The 13453-nt window shown below is 70.6% G+C and carries 12 protein-coding genes and 1 tRNA gene; 6 read left to right on the forward strand and 7 right to left on the reverse strand.

The features are described from left to right. From ABZS66_RS02305 to ABZS66_RS02320, 4 genes are all read left to right on the forward strand, one after another. On the forward strand, positions 1-530 hold a 530-nt coding region (locus tag ABZS66_RS02305), incomplete at its 5' end, for an acyl-CoA dehydrogenase family protein (protein WP_354754334.1). Between the two features lie 3 nt (positions 531-533). Further along, the gene (locus tag ABZS66_RS02310) at positions 534-2120 is read left to right on the forward strand and encodes a carboxyl transferase domain-containing protein (protein WP_354754335.1); all 1587 of its coding nucleotides are present in this window, start codon (positions 534-536) and stop codon (positions 2118-2120) included. A gap of 9 nt (positions 2121-2129) precedes the next feature. Further along, positions 2130-4151 (forward strand): biotin carboxylase N-terminal domain-containing protein, encoded by a 2022-nt coding sequence (locus ABZS66_RS02315; RefSeq protein WP_354754337.1) that lies wholly within the window; start codon positions 2130-2132, stop codon positions 4149-4151. Between the two features lie 17 nt (positions 4152-4168). Then, positions 4169-5329, forward strand: coding sequence for an acyl-CoA dehydrogenase family protein (locus tag ABZS66_RS02320; protein ID WP_354754339.1), 1161 nt, complete (start codon positions 4169-4171; stop codon positions 5327-5329). On the opposite strand, the gene ABZS66_RS02325 is transcribed toward ABZS66_RS02320, so the two are convergent. The 6 genes from ABZS66_RS02325 to ABZS66_RS02350 form a co-directional block, all read right to left on the reverse strand. Continuing rightward, complete coding sequence (locus tag ABZS66_RS02325; RefSeq protein WP_354754341.1) at positions 5303-5644, reverse strand: hypothetical protein; 342 nt, start codon at positions 5642-5644, stop codon at positions 5303-5305. The genes ABZS66_RS02320 and ABZS66_RS02325 overlap by 27 nt on opposite strands. A 113-nt stretch (positions 5645-5757) precedes the next feature. Further along, positions 5758-6639: a hypothetical protein gene (locus ABZS66_RS02330; RefSeq protein WP_354754342.1), complete on the reverse strand. Its 882-nt coding sequence runs from the start codon at positions 6637-6639 to the stop codon at positions 5758-5760. A gap of 2 nt (positions 6640-6641) precedes the next feature. Next, positions 6642-7157, reverse strand: coding sequence for a SigE family RNA polymerase sigma factor (locus ABZS66_RS02335; RefSeq protein ID WP_354754344.1), 516 nt, complete (start codon positions 7155-7157; stop codon positions 6642-6644). 232 nt (positions 7158-7389) lie between these two features. Then, positions 7390-7463 (reverse strand) — tRNA-Pro (locus tag ABZS66_RS02340). Positions 7464-7536: 73 nt separating this feature from the next. Next, entirely contained in the window at positions 7537-8700 is a 1164-nt protein-coding gene (locus ABZS66_RS02345; RefSeq protein WP_354754346.1) for a prolyl oligopeptidase family serine peptidase, read from the reverse strand. After that, positions 8697-9590 (reverse strand): metallophosphoesterase, encoded by an 894-nt coding sequence (locus ABZS66_RS02350; RefSeq protein ID WP_354754348.1) that lies wholly within the window; start codon positions 9588-9590, stop codon positions 8697-8699. Before ABZS66_RS02350 ends, ABZS66_RS02345 begins: the two co-directional genes overlap by 4 nt. A gap of 64 nt (positions 9591-9654) precedes the next feature. On the opposite strand from ABZS66_RS02350, the gene ABZS66_RS02355 reads away from it, so the two are divergent. Beyond that, positions 9655-10104: a GatB/YqeY domain-containing protein gene (locus tag ABZS66_RS02355; protein WP_354754350.1), complete on the forward strand. Its 450-nt coding sequence runs from the start codon at positions 9655-9657 to the stop codon at positions 10102-10104. Between the two features lie 108 nt (positions 10105-10212). Here the strand turns inward: ABZS66_RS02355 and ABZS66_RS02360 are convergent, their stop codons facing one another. Then, positions 10213-12627: a transglycosylase domain-containing protein gene (locus tag ABZS66_RS02360; protein ID WP_354754352.1), complete on the reverse strand. Its 2415-nt coding sequence runs from the start codon at positions 12625-12627 to the stop codon at positions 10213-10215. 432 nt (positions 12628-13059) lie between these two features. Between ABZS66_RS02360 and ABZS66_RS02365 the strand changes: the two genes are divergently transcribed. Further along, the gene (locus ABZS66_RS02365) at positions 13060-13368 is read left to right on the forward strand and encodes a WhiB family transcriptional regulator (RefSeq protein ID WP_354754354.1); all 309 of its coding nucleotides are present in this window, start codon (positions 13060-13062) and stop codon (positions 13366-13368) included. The last annotated feature ends 85 nt before the right edge of the window (positions 13369-13453 follow it).

Raw genomic sequence — 13453 nt, forward strand, 5'->3', positions numbered from 1 at the left:
ACAAGATGGGCTGGCGCTGCTCGGACACCGCCGAGCTGTCCTTTGTGGACGTGCGGGTACCGGCGGCCCACCGGGTCGGCGGGTTCGCCGAGCTGATGACCCACTTCGCCACCGAGCGGATCTCGTTGGCGGTGCAGGCGTACGCGACCGCGCAACGCTGCCTGGACCTGACGCTGGCCTGGGTCCGGGACCGGCGGACGTTCGGCCGGCCGCTCGCGAGCCGGCAGCTGGTGCGGCACCGGCTGGCCGAGATGGCCCGGCAGGTCGACGCCGCGCGGGCCTACGTCCGGCACGTGGCGCTGCGTGTCGCGAGCGGCGAGCGACTCGTTACGGAGGTGGCGATGGCGAAGAACACCGCCGTCCTGGCCTGCGATCACGTTGTCGACCAGGCCGTGCAGCTGCACGGTGGCCTCGGCTACATGCGGGACGCCGAGGTCGAGCGCCACTACCGCGACGCCCGGATCCTGGGCATCGGGGGCGGGACCACGGAGATCATGAACGAGATCATCGCGAAGCAGTTGGGGGTCTGAGGCATGCCGGTGTTGACGAGCGACCTCGACCCGGGGAGCACGGCCTACCGCGAGAACCGCGAGGCGATGCTGGAGCGGCTGACCGAGCTGGAGTCGGCGCTGCGGCAGGCCCGCGGCGGCGGTGGCGAGAAGTACGTGACCCGCCACCACGCCCGCGGCAAGCTGCTCCCGCGGGAGCGGATCGAGCTGCTGATCGACCGCGACGCGCCGTTCCTGGAGCTGTGCCCGGTGGCCGCCTGGGGCACCGACTACCCGGTCGGCGCGAGCGTGGTGACCGGCATCGGCATTGTCGAGGGCCAGCCGTGCGTCGTCGTCGCCAACGACCCGACCGTGCGGGGCGGGGCCGTCAACCCGTACTCGCTGAAGAAGACGCAGCGGGCCCACCAGATCGCTCGGGACAACCGGCTGCCGATGATCAACCTGGTCGAGTCGGGCGGCGCCGACCTGCCGCAGCAGGCGGAGATCTTCATCCCGGGCGGCGCGGCGTTCCGCGACCTGACCCGGCTGTCGGCGCAGAACATCCCGACCGTCGCCGTCGTGTTCGGCAACGCGACGGCCGGCGGCGCGTACGTGCCAGGCATGTCCGACTACACGATCTTCGTGCGGGACCGGGCCAAGGTGTTCCTGGCCGGTCCGCCGCTGGTGAAGATGGCCACCGGCGAGACGGTCGACGACGAGACGCTCGGCGGCGCGGTCATGCACGCCACCCGCTCCGGCCTGGCCGACTTCGTCGCCGAGGACGAGCGCGACGCGCTGCGGCTGGCCCGGTCGTGCGTGAAGAGCTTCGCCCGGTTCGGCAACCGCAGCCACGGCGCCGAGCCCAAGCTCGATCCCGAGGACCTGCTGGGCATCCCGTCGGCCGACCTGCGGGTGCCGTTCGACCCGCGCGAGATCCTGGCCCGGGTGCTCGACGGCAGCGAGTTCGACGAGTTCAAGCCGGCCTACGGCACCGCGCTGTGCACCGGCTGGGGCGCCGTGCACGGCCACCGGGTCGGCGTGCTGGCCAACGTCCGCGGCGTCCTGTTCTCGCCGGAGGCGCAGAAGGCGGCGCAGTTCATCCAGCTCGCCAACGCGAGCGGCACGCCCCTGATCTTCCTGCAGAACACCACCGGCTACATGGTCGGCAGCGAGTACGAGCAGGGCGGCATCATCAAGCACGGCGCCCTGATGATCAACGCGGTGGCCAACTCGCGGGTCCCCCACCTGACGATCAACATCGGCGCCTCCTACGGCGCCGGCAACTACGGCATGTGCGGCCGGGCGTTCGAGCCCCGGTTCCTGTTCACCTGGCCGAACGCGAAGTCGGCGGTGATGGGCCCGCAGCAGCTGGCCGGCGTGCTGTCGATCGTGGCCCGGCAGGCGGCGGAGGCCAAGGGGCACACCTACGACGAGGAGCAGGACCGCACGATGCGGTTCATGGTCGAGCACAAGGTCGAGCAGGAGTCGGCGGCGCTGTTCCTCTCCGGCCGCCTGTACGACGACGGCGTCATCGACCCGCGCGACACCCGCACGGTCCTCGGCATGTGCCTGGCGTTGGTGAACGCCGTCAGCGCCGAGGGTCCGGCTCACTTCGGCGTCTTCCGACACTAGGGGTACAACGTGATTCGCAGGCTGCTGGTCGCCAACCGCGGCGAGATCGCGCGCCGGGTCTTCGCCACCTGCCGGGCCATGGGCATCGAGACGGTCGCGGTGTATTCCGACGCGGATGCCGACTCGCCGCATGTCGGCGAGGCCGACTACGCGGTCCACCTGGCGGGGAGTGCGCCGAGCGCCACCTATCTGCGGGGCGACCTGCTGATCGCGGCCGCGCGCAGGACCGGTGCCGACGCGGTGCACCCGGGGTACGGCTTCCTCTCGGAGAACGCCGACTTCGCGCGGGCCGTCGTCGACGCCGGTCTCACCTGGGTCGGCCCGTCGCCGAAGGCGATCGCGATGATGGGCTCGAAGCTGGAGGCCAAGCAGCTGCTCGCCGACGTCGGCGTGCCGATGCTGCCGACCGCGGTCGAGCCGGAGCAGGTCGACACGTTCCCGGTGCTGGTCAAGGCGTCGGCGGGCGGCGGCGGGCGGGGCATGCGGGTGGTCCGCGACCGCGAGGCGCTGGCCGAGGCGGTGGCCGCCGCGCGGCGGGAGGCTGCGTCGGCGTTCGGCGACGGGACGGTCTTCTGCGAGCGGTACGTCGAGCGCGCCCGCCACATCGAAGTGCAGATCATGGCCGACTCCCACGGCAACGTCGTGCCGCTCGGCGAGCGCGAGTGCTCGATCCAGCGGCGCCACCAGAAGATCGTCGAGGAGACACCGTCGCCGGCGGTCGACGCGGCGCTGCGCGAGCAGCTCTGCGAGGCCGCCGTCTCCGCCGCCCGCGCGGTCTCCTACGTCGGCGCCGGCACCGTCGAGTTCCTGCTCGCGCCGTCCGGCGAGTTCTTCTTCCTGGAGATGAACACCCGCCTGCAGGTCGAGCACCCGGTGACCGAGTGCGTGACCGGGGTGGACATCGTCCGGCTGCAGCTGCACGTCGCCGAGGGCGGCACGCTGCCGTTCGACGGGCCGCCGCCGCTGCGCGGCCACGCGATCGAGGTCCGCCTCTACGCGGAGGATCCGGCGTACGCCTGGATGCCGTCGACCGGCACGCTGCACCGCTTCGACCTGCCGGGCGTCACCCACGCCTTCGGCCCGCTGACCGACCCCGGCCTGCGGCTCGACTCGGGCGTCACCGACGGCTCGGTCATCGGCGTGCACTACGACCCGATGCTGGCCAAGCTCATCGCCTGGGCGCCGACCCGGGCCGAGGCCGCGCGCATGCTGTCCAACGCGCTCGCCCGGGCTCGCATCCACGGCGTCACGACCAACCGCGACCTGCTCGTGCGCGTGCTGCGCCACTCGGAGTTCCTGTCCGGCGGCACCGACACCGGCTTCCTCGACCGGCACCCGGAGGTGTTCGCGCCGCTGCTGTCGTCGGTCGACGCGGTCCGGCTGTCGTGCCTCGCGGCCGCGCTGGCCGGGGCCGCGCGGCGGGGCGAGTCGGCCGTACTGCCGGGCCTGCCGTCCGGCTGGCGCAACGTCCCGAGCGCGCTGCAGACGGTGGTCTACGAGGGGCCGACCGGCACGATCGAGGTCGGCTACCGGCTGGACCGCAGCAACGGCCTGGCCGCCTGGGCGGTGCGCCGGATCGACCCGGAGGACATCGGCCTGCCCGGCGCCGCCCTCGACCCGGCCGGCGCGCCCGACCACCCGCCGGCGGCGATCCTCTCCGCCACCGGCGACCGGGTCGTGCTCGACGTCGCCTGGGTGCGTCTCCAGTTCGCGGTCCACGAGGTCGACGGGGCGTCGTTCGTGGACGGTGCCGAGGGCTCCATGACGCTGACGGAGCTTCCGCGGTACCCCCTGCCGGTCACCGAGCAGCCCGAGGGCTCGCTGGTCGCGCCGCTGCCCGGCGCGGTCGGGCGGGTCCTCGTCGTCCCCGGCCAGCGGGTCGCCGCCGGCGAGCTCCTGCTGACCGTGGAGGCGATGAAGCTGGAACACCCCGTTCACGCCCCAACCGACGGTGTCATCAGCGACCTGCGGGTCGAGGCCGGCTCGCAGGTCGAGTCCGGCGCACTGCTGGCGGTGCTCACCCCCTCATAGTCCTTTTGGGAGCCTTCGTGGACTTCGACTACACCCCTCAACAGCAGGATCTCCGCGACGCCGTGGCGAAGCTCGGCAAGCGGTACGGGCACGAGTACTTCGTGCGCAAGGCCAAGGCCGGCGAGCACTCCGACGAGCTGTGGGAGGAGGCCGCCCGGCTCGGCTACCTCGGCGTCAGCGTCCCGGAGGAGTTCGGCGGCGGTGGCGGCGGCATCACCGAGCTGGCGATCGTCTGCGAGGAGCTGGCGGCGGCAGGCTCGCCGCTGCTGCTGCTCGTCGTCTCCCCGGCCATCGTCGCGACGATCGTGAACCGCCACGGGACCCCTGGGCAGCGGTCTTCTTTCTTGCCCGGCTTCGCCGAGGGCACATTGAAGGTGTGCTTCGCGATCACCGAGCCCGATGCGGGCTCGAACTTCCACAAGCTGTCCACGGTGGCGCGGGCATCGTCTGGCGGCTATGTCTTGAACGGCCGGAAGGTGTACATTTCGGGCGTCGACGAGTGCTCCCATGTGCTCGTCGTCGCCCGTCTGGAGGACGCGCGCACGGGCAAGCTGAAGCCCGCCCTCTTCCTGGTGCCCACCGACGCCGCCGGGCTGACCGCGTCGAAGCTGGAGATGGAGATCGTCTCCCCGGAGAACCAGTTCCTGCTGTTCCTGGACGACGTGGAGGTACCGGCGTCGGCCCTGATCGGCGAGGACGTGGAGGCCGGCCTGCCGGCGCTGTTCGCCGGCCTCAACCCGGAGCGCATCACGGTCGCCGCGATGGCCTGCGGCGTCGCGCGGTACGCGCTGGAGCGAGCATCGACGTACACGGCGACGCGCTCGGTGTGGGGCCGCCCGATCGGCAGCCACCAGGGCGTGGCGCACCCGCTGGCCCACGCGCACATCCAGGTGGAGCTGGCCCGCTTGATGGTGGCCAAGGCGGCGACCCTGTATGACGCGGGCCGCGACCTGGAGGCGGGCGTGGCCGCGAACATGGCCAAGTATGCGTCCGCGGACGCGGCGGCCCTTGCGGTGGACACGGCGATCCAGGCGCTGGGCGGCAACGGCATGACCACGGAGTACGGCGTGGCGACCCTGCTCGGCTCCGTCCGCGCGGGCCGGATCGCCCCGGTGTCGCGCGAGATGATCCTCAACTTCGTCGCCCAGCACCTAATGGGTCAGGAAAAGTCCTACTAGTCCGCTCACCACGACGAGGGGCCCCGCGAGGGCCGCCACGGTTCCGGCCGTGGCGGCCCGGGCCGGTATCCATTCGATGAGCGGCCAGACCAGCGCCCACGAGACGACCAGGCTCACCAGTCCGACCGAGATGCCGACGATCGCCACCACCCACAGCAGCGCGTACCCGAAGCCGCGGCAGGCGAAGTCGTCGGTGTAGCACTCCGGTTCCCCGGGCGCCAGGTTGGCGTACGCGAGTACGCCGCCGACCACCAGGTAGGCGGCGTACCACCCACCCATCACCTGCCGCGCCCGCCGCAACGCCCCGTCCCCCATGCGGCCATCCTGCGGCCTGGATTCCGCCGCGTCGCCCCCGCGCACGAAATCTCCACAGTTCCAGGATCTCCGCATGTGTGGTCGCGTGGCCGGATTTCAATTTCGTCCGAGCATCACGGATACAAGAGCAGGTCCGGAGCCAAGGCGAGTTCGAGGAGTTGGTCTGTCGTCAAAATCGGGGTCGGTCGCGTCGGTGCCGATAGCCCGGAGCCTGTCCGGGTCTTGCGGTCCGTGTTCGTCGCGGCGATCCAGATCGCGGTGTTACCCCGGAACACTTGTACCGAGTTTTGGTAGTAGGACCCTGTTTGATCGGGTGTGGAGGTGAGGGTCAGGGCGGTCGCGCCGTTCGGCCCGCTTTGCACAGTGCACCTTGCCGCGGTGGCCCGGCACTGCTCGATCGCCCGGTCCTTTTCATGTGGCGCGGTGATGCCGATCATCAGCCACAGGTCGCCGGCGCCCTGCGAGTCCCTGATGACCGACACCGCATCGACCCGGTGGTTGAGTGGACGCACGTCAGGTGAGTTCGCCGACAGTCCGGGGGAAGTTTCCACTCGCTGCGACCTCGGCGGGCGCTGGAGGATAAACCCGATCAGCGGTCCGGCCGGCGCTCCCTGTACCTGTTCGAACGTCGCGCCGGGCAGCAGGGTTGGCAACGCCGCCTTGAGGTGGCAGGTGACGGTGCTCTTGCCCCAGGTGGCCAGGTCATCAGGGATGGGCTGGTTCGGTTGTACGGGCGTGCCAGGCCGCTGCCCGGCGCACGAAATGATCAATGCCGGGGAGAGCTTGGTCGCCGGCGTGCCCGGTCGGCCCGGCGTGACCGCCAAGCCCGCCGCCACGGCGATGAGCGTGGCGACGGCGCCGGCCCCCGCGGTCAATGCGGTCCGGTTGCGACGCGCACGCCGGGCAACGGCGAGCACGGCGGCGCTGTCCGGCAGGACGGTGGGTGGATCGGCGGTGTAGCCGTCCAATGCTGTGCGGATCTGCGACTCGTCCATGGCTATCCCTTCCGTTCGCCGTTGGCGATCAAGGTGGTGCCGTCGAGGGCGGCGCGCAGCGCCTGTACGGCGCGGGCGGTCTGGCTCTTCACCGTTCCTTCGGTGACGCCGAGCAGCGTCGCGACGTCGGCGACCGGTAGATCTTCGAGGTAGCGCAGCACGACCGCCGCCCGCTGGCGGGGACCGAGCGTGGCCAGTGCCTGGTGCAGGGCCATCCGTTCCGGCACCCGGGCGATGTCGTCGGTCGGGTGGACGGTGTCGGGCGGGTGCGCCGTGACCGACTCCCTCCACCACCTGCGCCGGCTGAGGAACTGGTTGATCAGGACCCGTCGGGCGTACGCGTCGACGGACTCGGCACGAATGCCTTCCCAGCCGCGGTACAGCCGGACAAACGTCGTCTGGACCAGGTCGTCAGCGGTATGCCAGTTCCCGCACAGCCCGAACGCGAGACGCCGCAACGTCGGCGCGCGTACGGCGTAGTACTCGGCGAACTCTGCGTCGCGATCCGTGCCGCCCAAACCACACCTCCCGTGTCTTCGGCTTGCCGCCCTATGTACTCGCCGACCCACACCGGAGGTTGCATCGCGCAGCAGAAAGCAGCCCGCTGATCCCACGGGACGGAGGTGGTGGAGGGCCGGCGCCGAATCGGCTGCCGCGGGAGGAGCGGTCTCCCCCGGATGATCTCCGGAGACGGATCAGGGCCGGTCTCCCGTGTTTGGGAAACCGGCCCTGATCAGGTGTTTCGCTCTGTCGGGGTAGCCGGATTTGAACCGACGACCTCTTCGTCCCGAACGAAGCGCGCTACCAAGCTGCGCTATACCCCGAGCGTGCCGAGTAATCGTAGCCCACCGCCGCCGAGCCTCCAACTCGGTATCCCCCACCCGGCGTGAGCTGCCGTTACAGGGATTTCAGGAAGTTGCGCAGGTGGGTCTCGTAGGCCGACGGGTCGAGGTTCCAACCGCGGCAGTGGCCGGCCTCGCGCGTCTCCACCAGGGTGACGTGCGTGGAGGCCTGGGCGAACTCGATCGTCGGCCACGGGGCCACCGTGCGGTCGTCGTGGTCCACGTAGACCAGGGTCGGCACGTCCAGGCGGCCCGCCACCGGGCGGTAGTCCAGGTCCGCCGCGCGGACGCCCAGGCGGTGCTGGATGAGCTTCAGGGCCGTCCAGGTCCACGGCGGCGGCACGTTCAGCTGGCGGGCGTGCATCTGCAGCGTGGCCACCCAGTCCACCACCGGGCAGTCCAGAACGACGCCGCGGAGGAAGCCGTCGTGGTCCCAGTTCTTCAGCAGGTTCAGGATGGCGGCGCCGCCCATGGACCAGCCCATCAGGATGACCTGGCGGGCGCCCGACGAGCGGGCGAAGGCGACGGCCGACCGGACGTCGTGCCACTCGGTGTGGCCCAGGTGGAAGCGGCTGTCCGACGACGACGGGGCCTCGGGGTCGTTGCGATACGTGACCACCAGGGTCTGGTGGCCGCTCTCCGCGAGCGTGGGCAGGGCCCGCAGCGCCTCACCGCGCGGGGCCCCGCGGCCGTGGACCGCCACGATCCAGGTGTCGTCCGCCGCGGCGGTCGTGGGGGGCACCAGCCAGGCCGGGAGGTCGCCCAGTTCGCCCGGGACGGTGACCTCCTCGAAGGGCAGGCCCCGGGCCGACAGCGGGTCGCCCTCGAAAACATAGCCGGAGGTGTACCCGCGGACGCCGGGCACGAGCGTGCCCCGGGTGACTTCCGTCACCTCCCGGGTGACCGTCGCCCGGTCCAGGGACACGACCGGGCCCAGGCGGGCGTGGCCGGCCGCCCAGACGAACGACAGCGGGATCGAACGGGCCGTGTCCGGCGTGCGGGTCAGGGTGACCTGGCCGTGCACGTACGAGCGGACGCGCACCGGGTAGCCCCGGGGGCCGCCGACGTTGAGCACCTGGCCGGCCAGGAGCCAGCCCGCGCCGGCCGTGCCGGTGGGCAGCAGCACCGCCAGGCCGGCGGCGCCCGCGAGGCCCGCGTAGGCGGCGCGCCGGGGCCACTTGCGGATCGTGGGCGCCGGGGCCGGCGGCGTGGTGGTCATCGCGGGATGAGGGTCAGGATCGACGCCTCCGGCGGGCAGGCGAACCGGATCGGCGCGGTCGGGTGGGTGCCCAGGCCGGCCGACACGTGCAGGTAGGCCGAGGAGTAGGGCCAGCGGTGCAGGCCCTTGGCCATCCGGCGGTCGAGGCCGCAGTTGGTCACCAGCGCGCCGTAGAACGGCACCGCCACCTGGCCGCCGTGGGTGTGGCCGGCCAGCAGCAGGTCGAACCCGTCGTCGGCCATGCGGTCGAGGATGCGCGGCTCGGGTGAGTGGGTCAGGCCGATGCGCACGTCCACGTCCGGGGAGGCCGGGCCGGCGACCGTGTCGTAGTCGTCGCGGCCCACGTGCGGGTCGTCGACGCCGACCAGCTCGACCGTGCGGCCGCCCGCCTTGATCGTGGTGCGGGCGTTGTTGAGGTCGGCCCAGCCGGAGCCGGTGAGCACGTCGCGCAGCTCCTCGGTCGGCAGGACGGCGCCCTGCACGTACGGCTTGTCCTTGTTGAAGTAGCCCAGCGGGTTCTTCAGCACGGGCCCGCGGTAGTCGTTCGACCCGAACACGAAGGCGCCGGGGCGGTCGAGCAGCGGGGTCAGCGCCCGGACCACGGCCGGGACCGCGTCGACGTGGGCCATGTTGTCGCCGGTCACCACCACCAGGTCGGGGTCGGTGCCGGCCAGCTCGGCGATCCAGCGCTGCTTGCGGTGCTGCCCGGGAGTGAGGTGGAAGTCGCTGAGGTGCAGAATGCGCAGCGGCTCGGCGTCAGGTGCCAGCACCGGCACGTCGAAGCGGCGCAGCGTGAACATGTTGCGCTCGACGAGCGAGGCGTAGGCAAGGGCGGCGGCGCCGGCCGCGACGGTGCCCGTCGCGAGGCGCAGTACGGTCTTCGAGCGCATTGATTCAGCGTACCGGCCGCTTTGCAAGCCAATATGGACAAGATCCGACGGATAGACTTCGTTCATGTTGAAGGAACGCCTGGAGTCCGACCTCCGCGACGCCATGAAGGCGCGCGACGAGCTCGTGACGTCGACCCTGCGGATGGCGATCGCCGCGGTGCGCAATGCGGAGGTCGCCGGGAAGTCCGCCCGTGAGCTGTCCGACGACGAGATCCTCGGCGTGCTCACCAAGGAGGCCAAGAAGCGCCGTGAGGCGGCGGAGGCGTTCGCCGACGCCGGCCGCGAGGCGCAGGCCGCGAAGGAGCGCGCCGAGGAGGAGGTCATCGCCGGCTACCTGCCCAAGCAGCTGTCGGACGACGAGCTCGCCGCGATCGTGCGCGACGCCCTGGCGGCCGCCGGGCTCAGCGGCATGTCCAGCATGGGACCGGCCATGAAGGCGGCCCAGACGGCCGTCGCGGGCCGCGCCGAGGGCGGCCGCGTGGCGGCCGTCGTGAAGGCCCAGCTGGCTGGCTGACCGCTCAGCCGACCTCCCGCAGCAAGACAGACGGCGGGCGACCTCCCGAGGGAGGCGCCCGCCGTTCTTTGTCCGAAGCCGCTCAGCAGGGCCAGGGCAGGGCAGCGGTCACTCGTCGGCGCGGCGTCCGTTGCCGTTGTCGCCGTTGCCGACGTACGGCGGCGCGCCCGCCCCCGGCCCCTTGCTGATGATCAGCGAGACGGGGCCGCCGCGGACCGTCGCGCCACCGGGCTCGGTGCGCGCGACCGTGCCGGCCGGGCAGTCCGACGCCACCTGCTGCGACGACACCGTGACGTTGAACCCGGCGTTGCGGACCTTGTTGCGGGCCTGGTCGACCGAGAGGCACTTCACCGACGGGATGTCGACGAGCTTGCCCTGCGCCTTGTCCTTGGTCGGCGCGACGAAGCCCACCACAGGCTTGCCGGTGAGACCGTCACGGAGCGTGGCCAGCGCGGCGTAGTTGACCGGCGGGTGCTTCATGTCCTTGTTGGTCTCGGGCCAGTCGGGGTCGGTGAGGAAGCCCGACACCGCCAGCTGCTTGGTCATGACGACGAAGGTCGCGCTCTTCTCCGAGTCGGTCGTGCCGGTCTTGCCGGCGATCGGCCGCTTCACGAAGTTGCGGGCGTAACCGGCCGTCGCGCCGGCGCACTTGCCGGTGGCCGACTGGTCGCCCATCGGGCAGCGGGCCATGTCGACGGCGGCGCGGGCCACCTCGGGGTTCACGACCTGCTTGCACTTGGGCTCGACCCCGGGAACCTTGTTGCCCTTGTTGTCCTTGAGCTCCAGGATCGGGGTCGGGTCGCAGTAGACACCGTCGGCCGCGAGCGTGCCGTAGGCGTTGGCCAGCTGCAGCGGCGTGGTCGCGCTGACGCCCAGGGTGAAGGCGCCCCAGCCCTTCGGGTTGGCCGCCAGCTTGGCGTCCTCCGGCGCGTTGAACTGGATACCGAGCCGCTTGGCCACGTCGACCACCTTGTCGGCGCCGACCTGCTGCTCCAGCGGCACGAAGAACGTGTTGATCGAGCTGCCGAAGGCGGTCCACATGTTGTACGGACCGGACTGGCCGCCGGCGTTCTTCGGGCAGTACCACGGGCCGTTGCAGGCCGCCGGACTCTTCGGATCGATCTTGAAGGTCGACTGGAACTGCTTCTCGGTGTTGATCGTGGTGGCGAGCGGCAGGCCCGCCTCGAGCGCCGCGACGGCGGTGAACATCTTGAACGTCGACCCGGCCTGATAACCAGGGACGTCGGCGTCACCCGTCACGATCGGGACCGTCGTGTTGGGCCAGTTGCCCTTCTGGCCCTTCTTGGCCGGGTTGGTGTTGTTGCCGTTGGCCGTCTGATCGTTGCTGAACTTGCGGTTCGTGGCGATCGCCTGGACGCGGCCGGTGCCGGGCTCGACCGCGGCGAGCATCAGCGCCTGCGACTGGCCCAGCTTGGCCTGCTGATCCTTGGAGACGTTGGGCTGCTGCTGCGCGTACTTGAACGCGGCCGTCTGGGTCTGGATGTCCAGGGACGACACCACGGTGTAGCCGCCGGCCCGCAGCCGGTTGGCCCGCTGGTAGGTGTCCTCGCCGAACAGCGGCTGGTCGAGCCACCAGCGGCGCAGGTAGTCGCAGAAGAAGCCGGCGCCGAGCTCCGCCTTCTGCACGTATTCACAGCCCTCGGGGGTGCGCTTGCCGACGATGTTGAGCTTCACCGCGGCAGCCTCGTCGGCCTGCTGCTTGTTGATGTACCCCATCGCGACCATCTGGTTGAGCACGTACTTCTGCCGGGCGAGCGCCACCGGCAGGCCGTCGGCCGTCGCCGGGTCGCTCGTGCCGGGCGCCTTGACGAGACCGGCGATGAGGGCGGCCTCGGGCAGCGTCAGGTCCTTCGGGTCCTTCTCGAAGTAGACGTGCGCGGCGGCGAAGATTCCGTACGACCCGTGACCGTAGGCCGCGATATTGAGGTACCGCTCGAGGATCTCGTCCTTGCTGAGCTTCTTCTCGAGGTCGATCGCGTACTTCATCTCGCGCAGCTTGCGCGTGGGGGTCTTGTCGGTGGCGTCCACGACCTCCTGCGGCGTCTTGGCCGAGTAGGAGATCGCCTGTCGCACATACTGCATCGTGAGCGTCGAGGCGCCCTGCTCGGTCTGGCCGCCGGCGTTCTGGTTGGCCACGAACGCGCGGGCGACACCCTTCACGTCAACACCACGGTGCTGATAGAAGCGGTTGTCCTCGGCCGCGACGATCGCGTGGCGCATGACCTCGGCGACATCGGCGAGCTTCACGTCGCGCCGGTTCTCGTCGTACATCATCGCCAGCAGCGTCTTGCCGTCGGATGCGTAAACGTAGGAGATCTGCGGCGAAGGCAGTACGTCAATATCGGTCGGAAGGTTGTCGAACGTGTCGGCGCCGGCCTTCGCGGCCAAGCCCGACATCGCGACCGCAGGGAACGCGGCCGCAGCGACCACCAAGCCCGCCAAGAGCCCACACAGCAGCAAAGAAGCCGCGTTGGGCAGCAGGCCGTGCTCGCGTTTGCGCATCCAGGTCACCGCCTCAGACTACGTGACGACGTCATGAGACCCGCGTCCTGATGCGCCGGCCCTCGTTGTCTAAGACGCGTGACACCGCGCGTGAGGTTGACCCGTTGCCGAGTCTTATGCACGGATTTCTGGCGTGCCGGCATTTTGGGCAAATCACACCCGGTCGTGACGCCCCGGTAGCGCGGTGCGGCCTTTTCGTGGATCAAAGAAGGCCGGCCAACCCGGTGCAACAACTTTGCGCAACTGAATGACTACAGAACATGATGTTCCGGACAGCTCCTGTCGGGTTCCCGTGGCCGGGGACCCCGCCGTCGCGCCGCGCGAATCGGCGAACTGCACCCGAATGCCATGGGGGGACGTGGTTTGGGCGCTTTTCGCCTGGGCAACTGCGGCGGATGGACCCGGGGGGAGTCCAAGGGGGGAAGAGGAAATATGAGCATGGTCGTCGACTGGCCCAGCATCGCCGCGTGTCGCAATGGCGACCCGGACGCGTTGTTCGTCCAGGGCGCCGAGCAGAACGTGGCGAAGCGGATCTGCCGCAGCTGCCCTGTGCGGTACGAGTGCCTGGCGGACGCCCTGGACAACCGGATCGAGTTCGGGGTCTGGGGCGGCATGACCGAGCGCGAACGTCGTGCGCTGCTGCGTCGCCACCCGCAGGTGCCCAGCTGGCGGAAAATGTTCGAGGCGGCCATGGACCGCAACTCGAAGGACGTCGCAAAGGAACTGGTCCCAACCGGCTGAGGCACCAAAAGCAGCCAAGCAAGCCGAGGCAGCCAAGCAAGCTGAGGCAGCCAAGCAAGCTGAGGCAGCCAAGCAAGCTGAGGCA

The sequence above is a fragment of the Dactylosporangium sp. NPDC005572 genome (assembly GCF_040605515.1).
Classification (GTDB): domain Bacteria; phylum Actinomycetota; class Actinomycetes; order Mycobacteriales; family Micromonosporaceae; genus Dactylosporangium.

Coding starts and splice junctions, on each gene's coding strand:
- ABZS66_RS02310 (WP_354754335.1), top strand. CDS start 534: ATGCCGGTGTTGACGAGCGACCTCGACCCGGGGAGCACGGCCTACCGC.
- ABZS66_RS02325 (WP_354754341.1), bottom strand. CDS start 5,644: ATGGGGGACGGGGCGTTGCGGCGGGCGCGGCAGGTGATGGGTGGGTGG.
- ABZS66_RS02330 (WP_354754342.1), bottom strand. CDS start 6,639: ATGGACGAGTCGCAGATCCGCACAGCATTGGACGGCTACACCGCCGAT.
- ABZS66_RS02345 (WP_354754346.1), bottom strand. CDS start 8,700: ATGACCACCACGCCGCCGGCCCCGGCGCCCACGATCCGCAAGTGGCCC.
- ABZS66_RS02350 (WP_354754348.1), bottom strand. CDS start 9,590: ATGCGCTCGAAGACCGTACTGCGCCTCGCGACGGGCACCGTCGCGGCC.
- ABZS66_RS02355 (WP_354754350.1), top strand. CDS start 9,655: ATGTTGAAGGAACGCCTGGAGTCCGACCTCCGCGACGCCATGAAGGCG.
- ABZS66_RS02360 (WP_354754352.1), bottom strand. CDS start 12,627: ATGCGCAAACGCGAGCACGGCCTGCTGCCCAACGCGGCTTCTTTGCTG.
- ABZS66_RS02365 (WP_354754354.1), top strand. CDS start 13,060: ATGAGCATGGTCGTCGACTGGCCCAGCATCGCCGCGTGTCGCAATGGC.